The sequence below is a fragment of the Tropicibacter sp. S64 genome (assembly GCF_049803835.1).
Classification (GTDB): domain Bacteria; phylum Pseudomonadota; class Alphaproteobacteria; order Rhodobacterales; family Rhodobacteraceae; genus Pacificoceanicola.
In genome coordinates, this window is record NZ_JBNAGK010000015.1 from 1 (window position 1) to 22,163 (window position 22,163).

Genomic DNA, 22,163 nt, shown 5'->3' on the forward strand with positions numbered 1-22,163 from the left:
GCGAGGATCTTGGCCACGACGCCCGAACCGACGGTGCGGCCGCCTTCGCGGATGGCGAAGCGCAGGCCGTCTTCCATCGCGATCGGCGCGATCAGCTCGACCGTGAACTTCAGGTTGTCGCCCGGCATCACCATCTCGGTGCCTTCCGGCAGCTCGACCGTCCCCGTCACGTCCGTCGTGCGGAAGTAGAACTGCGGGCGGTAGTTCGCGAAGAACGGCGTGTGACGGCCGCCCTCTTCCTTGGTCAGGATGTAGACCTCGGCCTCGAACTTGGTGTGCGGGGTCACGGAACCCGGCTTGCAGAGCACCTGGCCCCGCTCCACCGCGTCACGGTCGATGCCGCGCAGCAGGGCGCCGATGTTGTCGCCGGCCTCACCGCGGTCCAGCAGCTTGCGGAACATTTCGACGCCGGTGCAGGTGGTCTTCTGCGTGGCCTTGATGCCGATGATTTCCAGTTCGTCGCCGACGTTCACAACGCCACGCTCGACACGGCCGGTCACCACGGTGCCGCGGCCGGAGATCGAGAACACGTCTTCGATCGGCATCAGGAACGGCTGGTCCACGGCACGGGCCGGCTGCGGGATGTACTCGTCCACGGCGGCCATCAGCTCGCGGATCTTCTCTTCGCCGATTTCCGGGTTGGTGCCGTTCATGGCAGCCAGAGCGGACCCTGCGATGATCGGAATGTCGTCGCCCGGGAAGTCGTAGGTCGACAGCAGTTCGCGGATTTCCATCTCGACGAGCTCCAGGAGCTCCTCGTCGTCCACCTGGTCCACCTTGTTCATGAACACCACCATGGCGGGGATGCCCACCTGGCGGCCGAGCAGGATGTGCTCGCGCGTCTGCGGCATCGGGCCGTCAGCCGCGTTCACCACGAGGATCGCGCCGTCCATCTGCGCCGCGCCGGTGATCATGTTCTTCACGTAGTCGGCGTGGCCGGGGCAGTCGACGTGCGCGTAGTGACGGTTCTCGGTCTCGTATTCCACGTGCGCGGTCGAGATCGTGATGCCGCGCGCCTTCTCTTCCGGCGCGCCGTCGATCTGGTCGTAGGCGCGGAATTCGCCGAAATACTTCGTGATCGCAGCCGTCAGCGTCGTCTTGCCGTGGTCAACGTGACCGATCGTGCCAATGTTGCAGTGCGGCTTGCCGCGTTCAAACTTTGCCTTACCCATCTTGGTGGCTCCTTGTTTCTTGTGGGCGGTGGGCCGAAGCCCACCCTACGAATTTGGGTAGGGCGGGGTGATCCCCGCCGTCCCGTTTATGCGTACTTGGCCTGGATCTCGTCAGAGATGTTCTGCGGAACCGGGTCGTAGTGGTCGAACTGCATCGTGAACTGCGCGCGGCCCGAGGACATGGAGCGCAGGGTGTTGATGTAGCCGAACATGTTGGCCAGCGGTACGAAGGCCTTGATCGCCACGGCGTTGCCGCGCGGTTCCTGGCCGGACACCTGACCACGACGGGAGGTGAGGTCCCCGATGATGCCACCGGTGTACTCTTCCGGAGTCACCACCTCGACGTTCATCATCGGCTCGAGCAGCTTCGCGCCAGCCTTGCGCATGCCTTCGCGCATGCACATGCGGGACGCGATTTCGAAGGCCAGAACCGAGGAGTCGACGTCGTGGAACTTGCCGTCGATCAGCGCGACCTTGAAGTCGATGACCGGGAAGCCTGCCAGCGGACCGGAGTCCATGACCGACTTGATGCCCTTCTCGACGCCCGGGATGTATTCCTTCGGAACCGCACCACCCACGATGCGGGATTCGAAGGAGTAACCCTCGCCCGGCTCCGTCGGGGTGATCTCGAGCTTGACTTCGGCGTACTGACCCGAACCACCCGACTGCTTCTTGTGGGTGTAGGTGTGCTCGACCGCGTGACCGATGGTCTCGCGATAGGCCACCTGCGGGGCACCGATGTTGGCCTCGACCTTGAACTCGCGCTTCAGGCGGTCGACGAGGATGTCGAGGTGCAGTTCGCCCATGCCCTTCATGATGGTCTGACCGGACTCGAGGTCGGTTTCCACGCGGAAAGACGGGTCTTCTGCAGCCAGACGGGCGAGGCCCGCCGACATCTTCTCCTGGTCGCCCTTGGTCTTGGGCTCGACGGCGATCTCGATCACCGGCTCCGGGAAGGTCATGGTTTCGAGAACCACCGGCTCCTTCACGTCGCACAAGGTGTCACCGGTGGTGGTGTCCTTCAGACCCGCCAGCGCGATGATGTCGCCTGCGAAGGCTTCCTCGATCTCTTCCCGGTTGTTGGAGTGCATCATCATCATGCGACCGATGCGCTCTTTCTTGCCCTTGGTCGAGTTCAGGATGCTGTCGCCCTTGTTCATCTTGCCCGAGTAGATCCGGGTGAAGGTCAGGGAGCCCACGAACGGGTCGTTCATGATCTTGAACGCGAGGCCGGCGAACGGCATGTCGTCATCCGCGCGGCGCGGGATGTTGCGCTCTTCGGTCTCGTCGCCCGGCTTGAAGCCCATGTAGTCGACCACGTCGAGCGGGCTCGGCAGGTAGTCGATCACGGCGTTGAGCAGCGGCTGGACGCCCTTGTTCTTGAACGCGGACCCGCCGAGAACCGGAACGAAGTGCAGCGCCAGCGTGCCCTTGCGGAGCAGGCTGCGGAGGGTGTCCACGTCGGGCTCTTCGCCTTCGAGGTACTTCTCCATCCAGGCGTCGTCTTCTTCGACGGCAGCCTCGATCATCTTGCCGCGCCACTCGTCGGCCTGCGCCTTGAGCTCGTCACGGATCGGCTGCTTGACCCAGCTTGCGCCGAGGTCTTCACCTTTCCAGACCCACTCTTCCATGGTCACGAGGTCGATCAGGCCTTCGAGTTCGTTCTCTGCGCCGATCGGCAGGGCCACGGGCACGGCGCGGGCGCCGGTGCGGTCCTCGATCATGCGGACGCAGTTGTAGAAATCGGCGCCGATCTTGTCCATCTTGTTGACGAAGACAATGCGCGGCACCTTGTAGCGGTCAGCCTGACGCCACACGGTTTCGGTCTGGGGTTCGACACCGGCGTTGGCATCGAGAACGCAGACGGCGCCATCGAGAACGGCGAGCGAACGTTCCACCTCGATGGTGAAGTCCACGTGGCCGGGGGTGTCGATGATGTTCATGCGATACTTGGTATCGGACGTACCATCGGCGGTCGGCTCTTCCTGACGCTGCCAGAAGGTCGTGGTCGCAGCGGACGTGATCGTGATGCCACGCTCCTGCTCTTGCTCCATCCAGTCCATGGTGGCTGCACCATCGTGCACCTCACCGATGTTGTGGGACTTGCCGGTGTAGTAGAGGATGCGCTCGGAGCAGGTTGTCTTGCCTGCGTCGATGTGCGCCATGATACCGAAGTTACGGTACCGCTTGAGGGGATAATCGCGTGCCATTGGCTCAGAACCTTCCGGAGTTTACCAGCGATAGTGGCTGAACGCCTTGTTCGCGTCGGCCATCTTGTGGGTGTCTTCGCGCTTCTTAACAGCAGCGCCACGGGATTGCACGGCATCGAGCAGCTCGCCTGCGAGGCGCTCTTCCATGGTGTTTTCATTGCGCGCACGGGACGCGTTGATCAGCCAGCGGATCGCGAGGGCTTCGCGGCGCTCGGGACGCACTTCGACGGGCACCTGGTAGGTGGCACCACCGACGCGGCGGGAGCGGACTTCGACCGACGGCTTGATGTTGTCGAGCGCTTCGTGGAACAGTTCCACCGGCGCGCGCTTGACCTTGGACTCAACGCGGTCGAGCGCGTTGTAGACGATACGCTCGGCGGTGGATTTCTTGCCATCGAGCATGAGGTTGTTCATGAACTTGGTCAGCACACGATCGCCATACTTGGCGTCGGGCAGGACTTCGCGTTTTTCAGCGGCGTGACGACGAGACATTTGTTTCTCTCTATTCTCTTATGAGCGGGGACCCCGAACGGGTCGGGGCGTCCGGCTTCAAGAGATTTCCATCCGGGGACGGAAATAACCTGAACGCCGGCGTTCAGGTTACTTGGGACGCTTCGCGCCGTACTTGGAGCGACGCTGCTTCCGGTCCTTGACACCCTGGGTATCGAGAACACCGCGCAGGATGTGGTAACGGACGCCCGGAAGGTCTTTCACACGGCCGCCACGGATCAGGACAACGGAGTGCTCCTGAAGGTTGTGGCTCTCGCCGGGGATGTAGGAGATGACCTCGAAGCCGTTGGTCAGGCGCACCTTGGCAACCTTACGCATAGCGGAGTTCGGCTTCTTCGGGGTGGTGGTGTATACGCGGGTGCAGACGCCGCGCTTCTGGGGGCACTGCTCGAGGTGCTGGGACTTCGAGCGTTTGACTTTGGGCTGACGCGGCTTGCGGATCAGCTGCTGGATCGTGGGCATTAGGACTTTCCCTGTGCTTCTCACATGTGTCACCGGGGTATCCCGGCAAGGTTCAAAAAAGGCGCCCTGCGCGTCCGCAGGTCACCGGGTTCAAGGCGTCCGCAGCATAGGCTTGCAACGAACAAAGGCCGCTTCGCTCCCATTCCGAGGTGAACGATGCGGCGGGTTCTCAGAGGATCGGGGCAGTTAGGTCGCCCGGATCTTGACCACAAGACTTATGAATGCGGCACAGGGGTCGCCCCCAGCCGGATGAGTGCGCCGTATACGGAGAGTCGCCCCCCCTGTCAACCGCATGTTCCCGTTGCGCGGGATGGTGGGCGGTGGCAGGCTCGGACCGGGCGTCGCGCGCCGGGTATGTGCAGGATTTCCTCAATGCAGACAATAGGCTTCTGCCGTTTCTCCTACCCGGCCGAAGGCGGTTTCCAGGTCGAGCACCAGACCCTGGAGGCGCGCATGGCCTACCTTTGGTCCGACGCGCGGATGGAGGAGCGGTTCCGGCATTTCGAGGCGATCTGCCTGCCGGGCCTCAAGGCACAGACCGACCCGGATTATACCTTCGTCATTCTCATTGGCGAGGAGATGCCGGAGCGCTGGATTCAACGACTGCTGGACCTGACCGCCGATTTTCCGCAGGCCCGCATCGAGGCCCGTCCGCCCGGCCCGCACCGGCAGGTCTGCCAGGACGTGATGAACAGCGTGCGGGACATGAGCCGGCCTTGCCTGCAGTTTCGCCACGACGATGACGACGCGGTGGCTGTGGACTTCGTCGCTTCCCTGAAGCGGGTCGCGCAGGATTGCGCCGCGCTTGTGGCGCAGCATCGTCTCGTCGGTTTCGACTGGAACCGGGGGTATGTGGCCCGTCCCGATGCCCGGGGGATCTGCGCAGAGCCGAACGTCACGCCCTATTGGGGTGTGGCGCAGGGCATGGCGGTGGCGGCGGGGGTGCGGCAGACGATCCTGAATTTCGGTCACAACAAGATCAACCAGTTCATGCCGACCGTAACCTTCACTGCGCCGGAGATGTTCGTGCGCGGCCACAACGATCACAACGACTCGCGGCAGAAGGCGCATGTGAAGCCGGTTACGCTACCGCGGCTGGACAAGGCTGGCGAGGCGCTGTTCCGGGACCGCTTCGCCATTGACGCCGATCAGGTGCGCAGCATTTTCGCCTGACGTTTCCGCAACCGGGTTTCCCGCCACAGCGTGTAGAAGCCGGTGCCGACGATCACCGCCGCGCCGAAAAGTGCCACGGGTTTCGGCAGTTCTCCGAAGATCACGTAGCCGAGGATCAGCGCCAGCACGAGGCTGGTGTAGCGGAACGGGGCGACGAAACCGACCTCGCCCACCCGCATGGCCATGATGCTGAAGCTATAGCCGCCGACGATACATACGCTGGCCAGCGCAAGCAGGCCCGCGTTCTGTCCGGTGATCGGCACCCAGTCCTGCCAGAGCGACCAGAGCATGGCGAAGCCCAGCACCCCTACCCCGGTTGCGAAGGTCATGGCGAGCGAGGGTACGTTGGCGCTGACCCGCCGGGTTGCAAGGTCGCGCACGGTCACGCTGGCGACGGAGGCCAGCGCCATCAGCGAGTAGACGTTGAACCCCTCTGTCCCGGGTCGCACGATCAGCAGCATCCCGGCAAAGCCGACACCGATCGCCGTCCAGCGCCGCCAGCCGACCGGCTCGCGGAAGGCGACGGCGCTGCCGAGGGTGATGGTCAGCGGCAACATCTGCATCAGCGCCGAGACGTTGGCGATGGGCATGTTGAAGAGAGCGATGAAGAAGAACACCGCCGCCGCGATTTCCGCGATCACGCGCAGCGCGATCAAGGCCCTGTCCCGCAAAGGGAAATCAAACCGCATTGCCCCGGCGCGCCGCGCAAGAAAGGCGATGAAGACCACAGCGACAAGCCCGCGCAGGGTCAGGATCTGCGACAAAGGCATGGAATGGCCGATTGCCTTGATGCTGACGTCCCCGAGGGTGAATGCCGTCATGGATGCGGCCATCAGGAGGGCACCACGGGTGTTGTCGGAATTGCTTGTCATGCGCATGCATTAGCAAGGGGCGCCAGGCTGCACCACGCCAATTGCGACACGACATGACGAAAACGCAGAGCGCCCCCACCTTTCGGCGGGGGCGCTCCATGATCTATGACGGCGAATGAATCCAACCCAGGATTTAATTCACCTGCGCTTTCACTCGCGGCTTTCCGGAGTGTCGACGATCAGCGTGTCGAACTCGTCGCCCCCGATCACGTCGTCCATCACCGGCTCCGGTGCGGCGAGGGCAGCCGCGGCCTCCGCCTCTTCGCGGCGCGCCTCGATCACCACGTTGTCGCGCTGCTGCGCAATGTGGCGCATGTCCTGCGTCGCACCACCGGTGCCCGCCGGGATCAGGCGACCCACGATGACGTTCTCCTTCAGACCGACCAGCTTGTCCTTCTTGCCCTGCACCGAAGCCTCGGTAAGGACGCGGGTGGTCTCCTGGAAGGAGGCCGCCGAGATGAACGACCGGGTCTGCAAGCTCGCCTTGGTGATCCCGAGCAGGATCGGCTCGCCCTTCGCGGGACGGCCGCCCTTGCGCTCGGCCTTCTCGTTGGCCTGGTCGAACTCGATCTTGTCGACATGCTCGCCCTTGAGGAGCGTGGTGTCGCCGCTTTCGAGGATTTCCCACTTCTGCAGCATCTGCCGGACGATGACCTCGACGTGCTTGTCGTTGATCTTCACGCCCTGCAGTCGGTACACGTCCTGGACTTCGTCGATCATGTAGTTCGCCAGAGCCTCGATCCCCATGATCGACAGGATGTCGTGCGGAGCCGGGTTGCCGTCCATGATGTAGTCGCCCTTCTGGATGAAGTCGCCCTCACCCACCGGGATGTGCTTGCCCTTCGGGATCATGTACTCGCGCGGCTCGAGCGACTCGTCGGTCGGCTCGATGGTGATGCGGCGCTTGTTCTTGTAGTCCTTCCCGAAGCGGACGTAGCCGTCGATCTCGGCGATGATGGCGTGGTCCTTCGGACGACGCGCCTCGAAGAGTTCGGCCACACGCGGCAGACCACCGGTAATGTCCTTCGTCTTCGCGCCTTCGCGCGGGATACGCGCGACGACGTCACCGGCCTTGACCTCCTGCCCGTCTTCACAGGACAGGATGGCATCCACGGACATGGTGTAGGTGATCGGGTTGCCCTGATCGTTCCGCACCGGCTCGCCATCGGCATCCATGAGGATGATTTCCGGCTTGAGCTCGTTGCCCTTCGGTGCCGCACGCCAGTCGATCACGATCTTCTGGGTCATGCCGGTCGCATCGTCCGTCTCCTCGCGCACGGCAAGGCCGTTCACCAGGTCGACGTGTTTCGCGATACCGTCCTTCTCGGCGATGATCGGGAGGGTATAGGGGTCCCACTCGAACAGCTTGTCGCCGCGCTTGACCGTGTCGCCTTCCTTGACGAACAGCTTGGAGCCATAGCCCATCTTGTGCGAGGCCAGTTCCTCGTCCTGATCGGACATGATCAACACGGTCATGTTCCGGTTCATGACGATCTGCTCGCCCGCCGCGTTCGTGATGGTGCCCGGGTTGGCGAACACGATCTTGCCGTTCTGCGACGCCTCGAGGAACGACCGCGAGGAGCCCTGCGCAACGCCGCCCATGTGGAAGGTCCGCATGGTCAGCTGTGTGCCCGGCTCGCCGATCGACTGTGCCGCAATGATGCCGACGGCTTCGCCGGTGTTCACCTTCGTACCGCGTGCGAGGTCACGACCGTAGCAGGTCGCGCAGACGCCCTCTTCCGCCTCACAGGTCAGCGGCGAGCGGATGCGCATCGACTGCACGCTGGCTTCCTCGATGGCATCGGCCATGCGCTCGTCGATCAGTTGACCGGCGCGAACCAGCAGCGTGTCGGTCCCCGGCACGAAGACGTCATCCGCGGCCACACGGCCCAGCACGCGCTCGCCGATGGAAGACACGACCTCGCCGTCGTTCACCGCCGCTTCGGCGGTGATCGCACGGTCGGTGCCGCAGTCATCCAGACGCACGATGCAGTCCTGCGCCACGTCGACGAGACGACGGGTCAGGTAACCGGAGTTCGCGGTCTTCAGAGCGGTGTCGGACAGACCTTTCCGGGCGCCGTGGGTCGAGTTGAAGTACTCGAGAACCGTCAGGCCTTCCTTGAAGTTCGAGATGATCGGGGTCTCGATGATGTCGCCGTTCGGCTTCGCCATCAGGCCGCGCATCCCGCCCAGCTGCTTCATCTGCGTGACCGAGCCACGGGCACCGGAGTGGGCCATCATGTAGACCGAGTTCGGCTCCATCTCGGCGCCGTTCTCGTCCCGGCGCTCGGCCGAGATGGTCTGCATCATCGCTTCGGTAACCTTGTCGTTACACTTCGACCAGGCATCGACAACCTTGTTGTACTTTTCGCCCTGGGTGATCAGGCCGTCCATGTACTGCTGTTCGAAATCCTTCACCTGATCGCGGGTGTCCTCGACGATCGGCCATTTGCTCTCCGGGATGACCATGTCATCCTTGCCGAAGGAAATGCCCGCCTTGAATGCCTCGCGGAAGCCCATGGTCATGATCTGGTCACAGAAGATGACCGACTCCTTCTGGCCGCAGTAGCGGTACACGGTGTCGATGACGCGCTGGACGTCCTTCTTCCGCAGGAGCTGGTTCACGAGGTCGAACGGGGCCTTCACGTTCATCGGCAGGAGAGCGCCAAGCCGCACGCGGCCCGGGGTGGTCTCGTACCGCTTGACGATCTCGTTGCCTTCGTCGTCGATCTGCTTGACGCGGCACTGGATCTTGGCGTGCAGGTGCACTTCACCGGCGGTCAGGGCGTGCTCGACTTCCTCGATGGAGGAGAAGACCATGCCCTCACCTTTCATGCCTTCGCGCATGATGGTGACGTAGTAGAGACCAAGGATCATGTCCTGCGACGGAACGATGATCGGCGAGCCGTTGGCCGGCGACAGGACGTTGTTCGTCGACATCATCAGGACGCGCGCTTCCAGCTGCGCCTCGAGCGACAGCGGGACGTGCACGGCCATCTGGTCGCCGTCGAAGTCCGCGTTGAAGGCGGAGCAGACCAGCGGGTGCAGCTGGATCGCCTTGCCTTCGATCAGCGTGGGCTCGAAGGCCTGGATGCCGAGCCGGTGCAGCGTCGGAGCGCGGTTCAGCATGACCGGGTGCTCGCGGATCACCTCGTCCAGGATGTCCCAGACTTCCGGACGCTCCTTCTCCACCAGCTTCTTCGCCTGCTTCACGGTGCTGCTGAGGCCCTTGGCCTCCAGACGCGAGTAGATGAACGGCTTGAACAGCTCGAGCGCCATTTTCTTCGGCAGGCCGCACTGGTGCAGCTTGAGTTCCGGACCGGTCACGATGACCGAACGGCCGGAGAAGTCGACGCGCTTGCCGAGAAGGTTCTGACGGAAGCGGCCCTGCTTGCCCTTGAGCATGTCGGACAGAGACTTCAGCGGACGCTTGTTCGCGCCGGTAATGACGCGGCCGCGGCGGCCGTTGTCGAACAGCGCGTCCACGGATTCCTGCAGCATCCGCTTTTCATTGCGGACGATGATGTCCGGCGCGCGCAGTTCGATCAGCCGCTTGAGGCGGTTGTTCCGGTTGATCACGCGGCGGTACAGGTCGTTGAGGTCAGAGGTCGCGAAGCGGCCACCGTCCAGCGGCACCAGCGGGCGCAGTTCCGGCGGAATGACCGGGATCACGGTCAGGACCATCCACTCGGGACGGTTGCCGGACTCGAGGAAGCTCTCGACGACCTTCAGGCGCTTGATGATCTTCTTGGGCTTGAGTTCACCGGTCGCTTCCTTGAGGTCGGCGCGCAGGTTCTCTGCCTCGGCCTCGAGGTCGATCGCGGCGAGCATCTCGCGGATGGCTTCCGCGCCGATGTTCGCGGTGAAGGCGTCCATGCCGTACTGGTCCTGCGCATCGAGGAATTCCTCCTCGGTGAGCATCTGGCCGTAGGTCAGGTCGGTCAGGCCCGGCTCGATGACGACGTAGTTCTCGAAGTAGAGAACCCGCTCGAGGTCACGCAGGGTCATGTCCAGCATCAGGCCGATGCGCGAGGGCAGCGACTTGAGGAACCAGATGTGCGCACAGGGCGCGGCCAGCTCGATGTGGCCCATGCGCTCGCGGCGCACCTTCTGGAGCGTGACTTCGACGCCGCATTTCTCGCAGACGACGCCGCGATACTTCATGCGCTTGTACTTGCCGCACAGGCATTCGTAGTCCTTGATCGGGCCGAAGATGCGTGCGCAGAACAGGCCGTCACGCTCGGGCTTGAACGTGCGGTAGTTGATGGTCTCCGGCTTCTTGATCTCGCCGAAGGACCACGAGAGGATCCGCTCCGGGGACGCGAGGGAGACCTTGATCTCGTCAAAGGTCTTGATCGGCGCAACCGGGTTGAACGGGTTGTTGGTGAGTTCCTGGTTCATAGTGTTCCTCAAAGTTCAGAGGGTGCGGGGGAGGATGGCGCAGTCAAATGTCGTCGACGACATTTGCAAAAGTCGTCGACGACTTTTGTCCGTCACTCATCCTCCTCCGCATCCAGGAGTTCCATGTTGAGGCCGAGGCCGCGCACTTCCTTGACGAGGACGTTGAACGATTCCGGCACGCCGGCCTCGAAGTTGTCCTCGCCCTTGACGATGCTCTCGTAGACCTTGGTCCGGCCTGCCACGTCGTCCGACTTCACCGTCAGCATTTCCTGCAGGGTGTAGGCCGCGCCGTAGGCTTCCAGAGCCCAGACTTCCATCTCCCCGAAGCGCTGGCCACCGAACTGCGCCTTGCCGCCCAGCGGCTGCTGGGTCACGAGGCTGTACGGTCCCGTCGAACGGGCGTGGATCTTGTCGTCCACCAGGTGGTGCAGCTTGAGCAGGTACTTGACGCCCACGGTGACCTTCCGGCTGAACTGATCGCCGGTGCGGCCATCGTAGAGCACGGACTGACCCGAGGTGTCGAAGCCGGCGCGCTTGAGCGCGTCGTTCACGTCCGCTTCCTTCGCACCGTCGAAGACCGGGGTCGCGATCGGGACACCGCGGATCACGTTGGAGGCCGCTTCAACCAGCGTGTCCTCGTCCATGCCCTTGATGCCCTCTTCGTAGACCTCGTCCCCGTAGGCGATGCGCATGGCTTCACGGACCGGGGTCAGGTCACCGGAGCGGCGGTAGTCCTGCAGCGCCTCGTCGATCTCGATGCCGAGCGCCCGGGCTGCCCAGCCCATGTGGGTCTCGAGGATCTGACCGACGTTCATGCGCGACGGCACGCCCAGCGGGTTGAGGCAGAAGTCGACCGGCGTACCGTCGGCAAGGAACGGCATGTCCTCGACCGGCACCACGCGCGAGATGACGCCCTTGTTGCCGTGACGGCCAGCCATCTTGTCGCCCGGCTGAAGCTTGCGCTTCACCGCGATGAAGACCTTGACCATCTTCATCACGCCCGGCGGCAGGTCGTCGCCGCGGCGCACCTTCTCCACCTTGTCCTCGAAACGCGCGTCGAGCGCCCGCTTCTGGATCTCGTACTGCTCGTGCAGCGCCTCGACGTGCTTGGCGTCCTGCTCCTCGCCGAGGGCCAGCTGCCACCACTGACCGCGGGTCAGGGTCTCGAGCAGTTCCTCGTTGATCTCGGAGTTCGGCTTCACGCCCTTCGGACCCTTCACCGCGGTCTTGCCGAGGATCATGGTCTTGAGACGGGCGTAGATGTTGCGGTCGAGGATCGCCAACTCGTCGTCGCGGTCGCGGGCGAGGCTTTCGATCTCTTCACGCTCGATCTGCAGCGCGCGCTCGTCCTTCTCCACACCGTGACGGTTGAAGACGCGGACTTCCACGACGGTGCCGTAGTCACCCGGCTTCACGCGCAGCGATGTGTCGCGCACGTCGGAGGCCTTCTCGCCGAAGATGGCGCGCAGGAGCTTCTCTTCCGGCGTCATCGGGCTTTCGCCCTTCGGCGTGATCTTGCCCACGAGGATGTCGCCCGGCTCAACGTCCGCACCGATATACACGATACCGGCCTCGTCGAGGTTGCGCAGGGCCTCCTCGCCGACGTTCGGGATGTCGCGGGTGATCTCTTCCGGCCCGAGCTTCGTGTCGCGGGCCGCGACCTCGAATTCCTCGATGTGCACGGAGGTGAACACGTCATCCTTCGCGATGCGCTCGGAGATCAGGATGGAGTCCTCGTAGTTGTAGCCGTTCCACGGCATGAAGGCGACGATGACGTTCTTGCCGAGCGCCAGTTCCCCCATTTCCGTCGACGGACCGTCCGCGATGACCTCGCCCTTCATCACCGTGTCACCCACCTTCACCAGAGGCTTCTGGTTGATGCAGGTGTTCTGGTTCGAGCGCTGGAACTTGCGCATCCGGTAGATGTCGACGCCCGCGTCGCCCAGCTCCAGATCCTCGGTTGCCCGGATCACGATCCGCTGCGCGTCGACCTGGTCGATGATGCCGGCGCGCTTCGCCATGACGGCGGCGCCGGAGTCGCGGGCCACGATTTCCTCGATGCCGGTACCGACCAGCGGCGCTTCGGAGCGCAGGGTCGGAACCGCCTGACGCTGCATGTTCGAACCCATGAGGGCGCGGTTTGCGTCGTCGTTTTCAAGGAAGGGGATGAGCGAGGCCGCGACGGACACCAGCTGCTTCGGCGAGACGTCGATCAGGTCGACGCTCTCGCTCGGGGCAAGGGTGTAGTCGCCGGATTGGCGCGTGCTCACAAGGTCGTTGGTGAAACGGCCCTCTTCGTCGAGCGAGGCGTTTGCCTGCGCCACGGTGTGACGCATTTCTTCGGTCGCCGACATGTAATGCACTTCGTCCGTGACCTTGCGGTCCTTCACGACGCGATACGGGGTCTCGATGAAGCCGTACTTGTTCACGCGGGCAAAGGTCGCCAGCGAGTTGATCAGACCGATGTTCGGACCTTCCGGCGTCTCGATCGGGCACATGCGGCCGTAGTGGGTCGGGTGCACGTCGCGCACCTCGAAGCCGGCACGCTCGCGGGTCAGACCGCCCGGCCCGAGGGCCGAAAGACGACGCTTGTGCGTCACTTCGGAGAGCGGGTTGGTCTGGTCCATGAACTGCGACAGCTGCGAGGAGCCGAAGAACTCGCGCACGGCGGCAGCCGCCGGTTTCGCGTTGATCAGATCCTGCGGCATCACCGTGTCGATCTCGACCGAGGACATGCGCTCCTTGATCGCCCGCTCCATGCGCAGGAGGCCGACGCGATACTGGTTTTCCATCAGCTCGCCAACCGAGCGCACCCGGCGGTTGCCGAGGTGGTCGATGTCGTCGATATCGCCACGGCCGTCGCGCAGGTCCACCAGCGCCTTGATGCACGCGACGATGTCATCGCGGTCCAGCGTGCGCTGGGTGTCCGGCTTGTCGAGCGCGAGGCGCATGTTCATCTTCACGCGGCCCACGGCGGAGAGGTCGTAGCGCTCGCTGTCAAAGAAGAGCGTATCGAAGAGCGCGGAGGCTGCCTCGACGGTCGGCGGCTCACCCGGGCGCATGACGCGGTAGATGTCCATGAGCGCGGTGTCGCGGCCCATGTTCTTGTCCTGCGCCATGGTGTTGCGCATGTAGGGGCCGACGTTGACGTTGTCGATGTCGAGAACCGGAATCTCGGTAATGCCCGCGTCCATCAACTCCTTGAGGGAGCCGCCGGAGACGTCACCGTCACGGTCCACTTCCCAGGTCAGCTCGTCACCGGCCTCGACATAGATCGCGCCGGTTTCCTCGTTGATGATGTCCTTGGCGGCATACTTGCCTACGATCGCCTCGAAGGGCACCAGCAGGTTCTTCACCTTGCCTTCGTCGATCAGCTTCTTCACTGCGCGCGGGGTCACCTTCTTCGTGGCCTCGGCGATCACTTCGCCGGTGTCGGCGTCGACAAGGTCGAACGGCGGACGGGTGCCGCGCACGCGATCCGGGAAGAACTTGGTCGCCCAGCCCTCACCCTTGCGCAGCTTGTAGGTCACGGTGTCATAGTAGGCATCCATGATGCCTTCCTGATCCAGACCCAGCGCGTAGAGCAGCGTCGTCACCGGCAGCTTGCGGCGACGGTCGATGCGGGCGAACACGATGTCCTTGGCGTCGAACTCGAAGTCCAGCCAGGAACCGCGGTACGGAATGATGCGGCAGGCGAACAGCAGCTTGCCCGAGGAATGGGTCTTGCCCTTGTCATGGTCGAAGAACACGCCCGGGGAGCGGTGCATCTGGGAAACGATGACGCGCTCGGTGCCGTTGACGATGAAGGTGCCGTTCGGAGTCATCAGGGGCATGTCGCCCATGAAAACGTCCTGCTCCTTGATATCCTTGACGGATTTCGCGCCGGTGTCCTCGTCGATATCGAACACGATCAGGCGCAGCGTGACCTTCAGCGGGGCGCTGTAGGTCATGTCGCGCTGCATGCACTCATCCACGTCGTACTTCGGCTTTTCCAGCTCGTAATCGACGAATTCGAGAACAGCCGTCTCGTTGAAGTCCTTGATCGGGAAGACGGACTGGAAGACACCCTTGATGCCTTCGCCGTCCATCGGCTTCGGCTGGTCGCCGCTGTCGAGAAACAGTTTGTAGCTGGATTTCTGAACCTCGATAAGGTTCGGCATTTCAAGCACTTCGCGGATCTTGCCGTAATAGCGGCGAAGACGTTTCTGTCCGAGGAAGCTTTGTGCCATGTAGGGGCCACCCTTTTCTTTTCTCTGCCTGGACGCGCGGGCTGTCGGGCCACAGCGGCGCGTCCTGTCAGTGACGATATCACCTTCGGTCCATTCTCGACGGGCGTCCCACCGCCTGTCACTCGATCCGGGGTCCTATCTTGGGAAACGCCGCCGCGGAGGCGCTTGCCAAGAACAGGTCATGTCCGGATGGGGCCCTGCCCCGTCCTTCGCGCGTGATCCGGTGGTTTTCTGCTGGAGTATCCGGAAGTTGGGCGCGGAGGTTTGAATTTTCAATATTCTTGGGCGCACCTCGCTATTCCGGACAGACAAACAGCGGCTTCGAATCGCTCGAACCCGCAGGAGACTTCCGAATATTCGGTGAACGCAAAGAACGCAAGTCCCCCTGCCGGAGATTTGCGACGTTTTGACGTCCGTGGAGAATGGCAAAATGCGCGCGAAAGGTCAAGCATTGCTTGGGATTGGAGGGATGCCCGCCAGGCTGTCCGGCGCCGAACTGCCCGATCCGGATAGCCAGAAAACAAAACAGGCGCCCCTTTCGGGAACGCCTGTCGTGTGATGTGCCCTGGAGCAGGGGATGCCGGATCAGATCCGGGATGTTCCCCACCCCATGGGTGCCGATCACTTGAGCTCGATTTCCGCGCCTGCTTCTTCGAGCTGCTTCTTGAGGGCTTCGGCTTCGTCCTTGGAAACGCCTTCCTTGACGGCCTTGCCACCGGCTTCCACGAGGTCCTTGGCTTCTTTCAGGCCCAGACCGGTGATTGCGCGGACTTCCTTGATCACGTTGATCTTCTTGTCGCCAGCGGACTTAAGGATAACGTCGAACTCGGTCTTTTCTTCCTCGGCAGCGGCTTCACCGCCTGCGGCCGGGCCAGCCATCATGACGGCGCCACCGGCTGCCGGCTCGATGCCGTACTCGTCCTTGAGGATGGTTTTCAGTTCTTGTGCTTCGAGCAGCGTCAGGTTGACGATTTGCTCAGCAAGTGCTTTCAGATCAGCCATTTTGAGACTCTTTCCGTTTGATTAGATGTGTTCCAACGCGTGGGCTTTTGCCCTGCGAAGATCCATTCAGCTGCCTTACGCCGCTTTTTCCTCGATGGTGGAGAGGATGGAAGCGATGTTCGATGCAGGTGCGCCAATGGCGCCGGCGATGTTCGATGCGGGTGCGCCGATGCAGCCGACGATGGAAGCGATGAGCTCCTCGCGCGACGGCATTTTCGACACGGCTTCGACACCGGCCCGGTCCAGGGCCGTACCGCCCATGTTACCACCAAGGATTTCAAACTTCTTGTTGTCCTTGGCGAACTCCTCGCACACCTTGGCGGCTGCCACGGGGTCCTCGGAGAAGGTCAGTACGGTCATGCCATCGAGCAGCGACGCGATGCTTGCGCAGGGCGTTCCGTCGAGGGCAATCTTGGCGAGCCTGTTCTTGGCGACGCGGACCGACGTCCCGTTGGCGCGCGCGCGCCCCCGGAGGTCCTGCATCTCGGCAACCGTGAGACCTTCGTAGCGGCTGACCACCACGACGCCAGAGCTTTCGAAGATCTGGCCGAGTTCCTCGACCAATTTCTCTTTCTGGGCTCTATCCACAGTTTCACTCCAAATTGTGGAGGGCGTACCCTCCGGCTCAGTCCAGTTGGCAAAAGCCAACCAAGATATCCGAGGGGCGTCGCATCACTTGAGCCCGGCGCGCGCGTGGAGCACCCGGAGAGATGTCTCTTCCCGTCTCAGGCAGGAATTACTGGCCAGGGCCAACCCACCGTCTCGGACGAAATACAAGAGCCGCACGAATCGCGCGGCCCTTGCGTGGAGCGTCTTTAACAGGTTTGGTCGCGATGTGAAGGGGGTTTTGCACCTACTCCGCCGCAAGGCGCGCCTTGAGCGCCCGGGAAAAGGCCAACGCCCCCTGCACGTCGCCCAGCGCAACGATGTCCGGCGTCACATGCGCCCGCTTCTCGACCTCGGCAAAGCTGGCATTGGTCGGGATCATTTTCTCGTCATAAAGGAAGTCGTCGGAATAGCCGGTCAGCACCCAGGCCTTGTCGACCGGCACGCTGCCGGGCCTCAAGTCATTGACCACCCGCGCCAGAACGTTCGTGCAATTGGCGAAGAGTGTGTTGTACCACTGCGGCTCCGCCTGCACCTCTGCCGTCTTCGCGATGATGCCGCGCAGCACCGCCTTCTGCTGGTCAAGCGGAATGGTCAGAGGGTAACGATAGAGCTGATCCCCGGCCCAGAACGCGGAGTTGAAATACATGTCCCGCTCCGTCGCCCAGACCACCATGTATTCGAAGACCGGGAGGATTGCGGCCTTCGGCGCGTCATAGACCTCCCCCTCCTCCCTGCGGGCCTCGACGGAGGCGACATAGCCGCCGCCATCCTCGAAGGTGAAAGCCATCATGGTATGGGCAATGGCTGGATTGACGTCAAAGGGCTCGACCATGAACCACGCCTGCACGAGTTTCGACGGGTCAATCTCCGCCGTGATCCACTCCTCGGCGTTCACGCTCCCGTCGCGGGCGTAGTCCCAGTTGCGGACATTGGCGATGGCATAGCGGTCCCCCTGCTCCGTCACCTCCGGCAACCGGCTGAAATCGGCACGCCACACGCGGTCATGCGAGGGCGTGTGCAATTGCCAGTTGGCCAAGAGCCCGAGCACGGCGAGGCACGGCAGGGCAAGGAGGATCAGGAACGCGCGTTTCATGCAGGCTTCGGAGGGTTGACGACACCCGATCTGAAACGCGCGTCCGGGTGGCGTCAAGTGCTGAAAGCCACCATCTTGTCGCCGCCCCGACGCCGTCGCCGCAGCACCCCAAGCCCGAGCAGACCGCCGGCGAGCACCACAACGCTCGCCGGGAGCGGCACCGGGCTCACACGGACATGCCCGGCGACTCCGGTAATGTAGTCGAAGCCGGACTCGGAACTGACCGAGACAGCCCCGGTCACATCGGTGCCGAAACTGTCGAAAACGGTCGCCCCGGTGAACCGCAGACTGGAGGAGAAATCGGTTTGGGAAGTGCAGAAATCGGGTGGGCCTCCGACGGACACGCCGGGAGTCGCGCAACTGGCACTGGCCTGCATGAAGCCATAGAAGTTCGCGTAACCATCGACGATATTGACGGCAACCTGTGTGACCAAATCCGTCGTTCCCGACGTCTCGACAACGGGGTTCCAGTTGGCATCGACCGTCATCGCCTTCGATCCGGATACCCCAAGAGTTGGTTGACTGGTCGCCCCGGTATCAATGAATGCCAAGTCAATGGTCGCCAGCGTCCCACCGTTTCCAATGCCCGGATACCCGATGCTGTCGTCGACATGGAGCGACCCGAGGTAATCGAGCCCCAATAGCAGCGTGCCGGTCTGCAAACCGGAGAAGGTGATCTTGTCGGTAAATTCAACCAGTGCGAATGCTGTCGCCATGGAGCCCGGCAGCACGTCCTGAAGATCGGATTGCCAACTGACGCTCGCAGAAACACTGACAGCACCACTGCCACCGCTCGCACTGGAGACGACCGTGCCGTCTGCCGTGCACTGCGTTGACGCGGAACTTGCGCCAATCGAGTTACCGTTGCAAAGAACGTCCGCCGCGGGAGTACCCGACCTGTAAAGCCGGGCCACCGCGGACGTTTGCGCCGTGAAGGTCGAGGCATCAACAGCCGATGGAACTGCGCCTCCCCCGACCGTTGCCACCATCGACGCGATGCCAATCATGTTCCTGAAATCAAACATTCGGAATGCCCCCAGACGCCAGAACCCATCTGGCATGAGACGCAAACCGCGCGAGTCGCGCATACCCAATATGGGCTATGCCATCACTCTTTCCGCACGATGTAATCCACACCGAAGCTCATCATCAGGCGCACCAGTTGGGTACGCGTCGCGCAATGGGTCTTCGACAGGATCGACTTGACCTGGCTGTTCACCGTCGCCACCGACCGGCCCCGCATCTCGGCGATCTGGGCGTTGGTCAGCCCGTCGGCGATCCCGGCGATCAGATCCTGCTCGGTGTCCGTCAACCCGAAGGCCTGCTTGATCGGCGAGGTGTTGCAGTGCAGGGGCAGGCTGGTGTCCGCCGAGTAGAGTATGAAACCGTCGAGGCGCTCGGTGCCGATCTCGCCCAGCTTGTGCAGCGGCGCGATCTCGATGCACAGGTAACTGTCTTCCCCTGCCGAAATCGCCTCTTTCCGGGGCCGGGCACCGTATTGGCCATGCTCGAAGGCATGCCTTTTGAGCGTGGCAAACCGGCGTTCGTCCTCCGGTTTCGTGAACCGGATGCTGCCGTCAGGCGCGATCCTGAAGACCCGATAGGTCTCGTGCTGGCGCTGGAATTCGCCGTTGCTGACGATCCGTCGCCCGCCGCGGTCCAGGATGCAGATGCCGATGGACAGTTGCTCGATGGCGGCGATCAGGCCCAGGTTGTCCCGGGCCAGCTGCATCGCGGGTCGCCCCAGGTCAAAGGCCTTGGCCACATGCGGCAGAACCGTCGTCATGAAGACCCGCTCGACCGTACTGAACCGCCCGCGATCCGCGCCGAACTGAACGGAGAAGCGCGAAATCGCGGTGTTGTCCTTGTTCAGCAACCCGGCGGCCCGGTGCAGGATGCCCAGCTTCTGCAAGGTCTGTACGTTCGGCAAGGCTTTCAACGCCTCCATCGACGGGGCCAGCACGTCGTCCTCGATCAGGTCCACCCGATCCAGCCGGAGCGAATGGGCCTCGAAGATGTCCTGATCCCGGCACTCATCCGGATAGCACTTCTCGATGTAGGTGCCGATGGCAGCCAGATCATAGTAGCTCGACGCGACCGTGGGACGCAGCACACGATTGTGCGGCATCCCGTCCCATTCGAACACGATGCACCCCACCGCGCCGCATTCGTCGGCGATCTGCTGGAGCACGTCCGGCCACAAGGCATCGTCCGCTGCGGCATCGTAGACCCGCAAGACAACGTCATGGATCCGGTCGACCATCCCAGCCCCTTCATCAGACGAAAGATCCAAGCCAGAAACGCTACAAAACCGTGCGCCCACGGGTCAGAACATCGTAAGGTCGCACCCGGTCCGCGATCAACCCCGAGCCAAACGGGTTCCGCCCCAGCGTCACCCGTTGCGGCGCTCCCCGCCCCTGCGGGGCCACCCGTTCCGTCCCGGCGGGAGCGGTCTATAGCGCAGCCTTGCGTGACCGCCTGCGCATCGCCAGCAGTCCGAACCCGGCGCCAAGCAACAGCCCCGAGGCGGGCAGAGGCACCGCCGAAATGAAGGCGGAGCCGGTGCCCCACTGCGGGTCGATCACGCCGCAGGCCAGATCAGAGTTGAATTCGCAGGTGAACACGGCTGACTTGATCAGCGTGTCTGAGGTAATGGCTCCGAAATTGAACGCCGCATTTCCCGCGGCGCTGCCATATGCGGCCTCGCCCAGAAGGGAGCCGGTGCCGTCAAAGCCGTCGTAGATCAGGATCCTTCCACCGTCGAAGGTGTTTGCAAATACGCCCACACCGTTGACGCCATCGAGGAAGTTCAGGCCGACATGCGGATTGGTAGCCCCGAAGACGCCGGCACCGTTGGGGATCAGATCGTCGTTGCGGACGTAGGAATTTGGCAGGTCGAAGAAATCGACATTGGAAAATGTTGCACTGATCGTCGTGGTTGTCGTTCCGGTGGTGTAGGTCGAGACATCGACGATGCCGTAACCCAGGTCCATCATCGACGCGAAGCCCGGCTGGAAGCTGTTGCCGTAATAGGTCGTTACCGCTGCATTGCCCGCCCCGGACAATCCAGACAGGGTCAAGGCGAGACCAGCAATCAAAGTCGTCTTCATGAGCTTCCCCAACGGCAAGTAAATCTCGCCAGATCGTCGGTGAAGTCTGTGAAACTGTCAATAACCCGGCGCATGACATCCCCAAACGGGAAAGGGCGGACCCGGAGGCCCGCCCTTCCTGTCTTCCGATCCGAAGAAAGATCAGTTGCCGGTGGCGCTCGTCACGTCAACGGTCACGCCCGGGCCCATCGTGGAGCTGAGCGAGATCTTCTTCATGTAGGTGCCCTTGGCGCCGGTCGGCTTGGCTGCGGAGACTGCACCGACGAAGGCGCGGATGTTCTCTGCCAGCTTGGCCTCGTCGAAGGATGCCTTGCCAACACCTGCGTGGACGACACCGCCCTTTTCGGCCTTGAACTGGACCTGACCGCCCTTGGCTGCCTCGATGGCCTCCTTGACGTCCATGGTCACGGTGCCGACCTTCGGGTTCGGCATCAGGTTGCGCGGGCCGAGGATCTTGCCGAGACGGCCGACGATCGGCATCATGTCGGGGGTCGCGATGCAGCGGTCGAACTCGATGGTGCCGCCCTGGACGGTTTCCATCAGGTCCTCAGCGCCAACGACATCCGCGCCGGCAGCCTTGGCTTCATCGGCCTTGGCGCCACGGGCGAAGACGGCGACGCGCACGGTCTTGCCGGTGCCGTTCGGCAGGCCGACAACGCCGCGGACCATCTGGTCTGCATGGCGCGGGTCGACGCCGAGGTTCATCGCGATTTCGACGGTCTCGTCGAACTTCGTCTTCACGTTGGCCTTGATCAGGGCAACAGCCTCCTCGACGGAGATGTTTTCCTTGCCGGCGAAGGCTTCACGGGCGGCGCGGGTACGTTTTCCAAGCTTTGCCATGATTACTTCACCTCGATGCCCATCGAGTTGGCGGCGCCAACGATGATCTTCATTGCCGCGTCGATGTCGTTCGCCGAGAGGTCCTTCATCTTGGCTTCGGCGATCTCGCGGACCTGCTTCACAGTCACGGTGGCCACGGTCTCACGACCCGGCTTCACGGCACCCTTGGGGCGGTTGCGCTTGCCCACGGGCTTCAGACCGGCGGCCTTCTTCAGGTAGTAAGACGCGGGCGGCGTCTTGATGTCCATGGTGAAGGACTTGTCCTGATAGTAGGTGATCACGGTCGGGCACGGCGCGCCGGGCTCCATCTCCTGCGTCTTGGCATTGAACGCCTTGCAGAATTCCATGATGTTGATGCCGCGCTGACCCAGAGCCGGACCAACGGGCGGGGACGGGGTGGCCTTGCCTGCAGGGATCTGCAGCTTCATCTTGCCCATCAGCTTCTTTGCCATGGGTATTCTCCTTTACAACACCCGTTGG

General features: G+C 62.9%; 16 protein-coding genes. 1 reads left to right on the forward strand and 15 read right to left on the reverse strand.

From position 1 onward, the window contains the following. The 4 genes from tuf to rpsL all read right to left on the reverse strand — a co-directional run. Nucleotides 1-1,172, reverse strand: a 1,172-nt coding sequence (gene tuf, locus ACP159_RS20765; protein WP_425101637.1) for an elongation factor Tu, incomplete at its 3' end; no start/stop codon positions are given. An 86-nt stretch (nt 1,173-1,258) separates the two neighbouring features. Continuing rightward, nucleotides 1,259-3,382 carry an elongation factor G gene (gene fusA / locus ACP159_RS20770; RefSeq protein ID WP_425101638.1) on the reverse strand — a complete coding sequence of 708 codons (2,124 nt, stop codon included), beginning with the start codon at nt 3,380-3,382 and terminating at the stop codon, nt 1,259-1,261. A gap of 21 nt (nt 3,383-3,403) precedes the next feature. Beyond that, nucleotides 3,404-3,874 carry a 30S ribosomal protein S7 gene (gene rpsG, locus ACP159_RS20775; protein WP_425101640.1) on the reverse strand — a complete coding sequence of 157 codons (471 nt, stop codon included), beginning with the start codon at nt 3,872-3,874 and terminating at the stop codon, nt 3,404-3,406. A 108-nt stretch (nt 3,875-3,982) separates the two neighbouring features. Continuing rightward, on the reverse strand, nt 3,983-4,354 hold the full coding sequence (gene rpsL / locus ACP159_RS20780) for a 30S ribosomal protein S12 (protein ID WP_008883423.1): 372 nt from the start codon (nt 4,352-4,354) through the stop codon (nt 3,983-3,985). Nucleotides 4,355-4,726: 372 nt separating this feature from the next. Between rpsL and ACP159_RS20785 the strand changes: the two genes are divergently transcribed. Then, nucleotides 4,727-5,527, forward strand: a complete 801-nt coding sequence (locus tag ACP159_RS20785; protein ID WP_425101641.1) for a glycosyltransferase — start codon at nt 4,727-4,729, stop codon at nt 5,525-5,527. Here the strand turns inward: ACP159_RS20785 and ACP159_RS20790 are convergent. From ACP159_RS20790 to rplK, 11 genes are all read right to left on the reverse strand, one after another. After that, a complete protein-coding gene (locus tag ACP159_RS20790) occupies nt 5,503-6,399 on the reverse strand; it encodes a DMT family transporter (RefSeq protein WP_425101642.1) in 897 nt (298 codons plus the stop codon). The genes ACP159_RS20785 and ACP159_RS20790 overlap by 25 nt on opposite strands. 150 nt (nt 6,400-6,549) lie before the next feature. Beyond that, on the reverse strand, nt 6,550-10,800 hold the full coding sequence (gene rpoC / locus ACP159_RS20795) for a DNA-directed RNA polymerase subunit beta' (protein ID WP_425101643.1): 4,251 nt from the start codon (nt 10,798-10,800) through the stop codon (nt 6,550-6,552). 92 nt (nt 10,801-10,892) lie between these two features. Next, on the reverse strand, nt 10,893-15,029 hold the full coding sequence (gene rpoB, locus ACP159_RS20800) for a DNA-directed RNA polymerase subunit beta (protein ID WP_425101644.1): 4,137 nt from the start codon (nt 15,027-15,029) through the stop codon (nt 10,893-10,895). A gap of 621 nt (nt 15,030-15,650) precedes the next feature. Next, on the reverse strand, nt 15,651-16,031 hold the full coding sequence (gene rplL, locus ACP159_RS20805; protein ID WP_425101645.1) for a 50S ribosomal protein L7/L12: 381 nt from the start codon (nt 16,029-16,031) through the stop codon (nt 15,651-15,653). Between the two features lie 75 nt (nt 16,032-16,106). Then, on the reverse strand, nt 16,107-16,619 hold the full coding sequence (rplJ, locus tag ACP159_RS20810) for a 50S ribosomal protein L10 (protein WP_425101646.1): 513 nt from the start codon (nt 16,617-16,619) through the stop codon (nt 16,107-16,109). A gap of 265 nt (nt 16,620-16,884) precedes the next feature. Next, nucleotides 16,885-17,733 (reverse strand): DUF4105 domain-containing protein, encoded by an 849-nt coding sequence (locus ACP159_RS20815; protein WP_425101647.1) that lies wholly within the window; start codon nt 17,731-17,733, stop codon nt 16,885-16,887. Nucleotides 17,734-17,786: 53 nt separating this feature from the next. Further along, nucleotides 17,787-18,758 (reverse strand): VPLPA-CTERM sorting domain-containing protein, encoded by a 972-nt coding sequence (locus ACP159_RS20820; protein WP_425101648.1) that lies wholly within the window; start codon nt 18,756-18,758, stop codon nt 17,787-17,789. A gap of 83 nt (nt 18,759-18,841) precedes the next feature. After that, a complete protein-coding gene (locus tag ACP159_RS20825; RefSeq protein ID WP_425101649.1) occupies nt 18,842-19,996 on the reverse strand; it encodes a helix-turn-helix transcriptional regulator in 1,155 nt (384 codons plus the stop codon). 190 nt (nt 19,997-20,186) lie between these two features. Further along, complete coding sequence (locus ACP159_RS20830; protein WP_425101650.1) at nt 20,187-20,843, reverse strand: hypothetical protein; 657 nt, start codon at nt 20,841-20,843, stop codon at nt 20,187-20,189. A gap of 141 nt (nt 20,844-20,984) precedes the next feature. Then, nucleotides 20,985-21,683, reverse strand: coding sequence for a 50S ribosomal protein L1 (gene rplA, locus ACP159_RS20835; protein WP_425101651.1), 699 nt, complete (start codon nt 21,681-21,683; stop codon nt 20,985-20,987). 2 nt (nt 21,684-21,685) lie between these two features. Next, nucleotides 21,686-22,135 carry a 50S ribosomal protein L11 gene (gene rplK, locus ACP159_RS20840; protein ID WP_425101653.1) on the reverse strand — a complete coding sequence of 150 codons (450 nt, stop codon included), beginning with the start codon at nt 22,133-22,135 and terminating at the stop codon, nt 21,686-21,688. Nucleotides 22,136-22,163 lie beyond the last annotated feature (28 nt).

Excerpts from the sequence above, each read along its gene's own strand:
- fusA (WP_425101638.1), bottom strand. The coding sequence starts at position 3,382 with ATGGCACGCGATTATCCCCTCAAGCGGTACCGTAACTTCGGTATCATG.
- rpsL (WP_008883423.1), bottom strand. The coding sequence starts at position 4,354 with ATGCCCACGATCCAGCAGCTGATCCGCAAGCCGCGTCAGCCCAAAGTC.
- ACP159_RS20790 (WP_425101642.1), bottom strand. The coding sequence starts at position 6,399 with ATGACAAGCAATTCCGACAACACCCGTGGTGCCCTCCTGATGGCCGCA.
- rplK (WP_425101653.1), bottom strand. The coding sequence starts at position 22,135 with ATGGCAAAGAAGCTGATGGGCAAGATGAAGCTGCAGATCCCTGCAGGC.
- rplL (WP_425101645.1), bottom strand. The coding sequence starts at position 16,031 with ATGGCTGATCTGAAAGCACTTGCTGAGCAAATCGTCAACCTGACGCTG.
- rplA (WP_425101651.1), bottom strand. The coding sequence starts at position 21,683 with ATGGCAAAGCTTGGAAAACGTACCCGCGCCGCCCGTGAAGCCTTCGCC.
- ACP159_RS20815 (WP_425101647.1), bottom strand. The coding sequence starts at position 17,733 with ATGAAACGCGCGTTCCTGATCCTCCTTGCCCTGCCGTGCCTCGCCGTG.
- ACP159_RS20825 (WP_425101649.1), bottom strand. The coding sequence starts at position 19,996 with ATGGTCGACCGGATCCATGACGTTGTCTTGCGGGTCTACGATGCCGCA.
- rpoB (WP_425101644.1), bottom strand. The coding sequence starts at position 15,029 with ATGGCACAAAGCTTCCTCGGACAGAAACGTCTTCGCCGCTATTACGGC.
- ACP159_RS20820 (WP_425101648.1), bottom strand. The coding sequence starts at position 18,758 with ATGTTTGATTTCAGGAACATGATTGGCATCGCGTCGATGGTGGCAACG.
- ACP159_RS20785 (WP_425101641.1), top strand. The coding sequence starts at position 4,727 with ATGCAGACAATAGGCTTCTGCCGTTTCTCCTACCCGGCCGAAGGCGGT.
- rpsG (WP_425101640.1), bottom strand. The coding sequence starts at position 3,874 with ATGTCTCGTCGTCACGCCGCTGAAAAACGCGAAGTCCTGCCCGACGCC.
- rpoC (WP_425101643.1), bottom strand. The coding sequence starts at position 10,800 with ATGAACCAGGAACTCACCAACAACCCGTTCAACCCGGTTGCGCCGATC.
- ACP159_RS20830 (WP_425101650.1), bottom strand. The coding sequence starts at position 20,843 with ATGAAGACGACTTTGATTGCTGGTCTCGCCTTGACCCTGTCTGGATTG.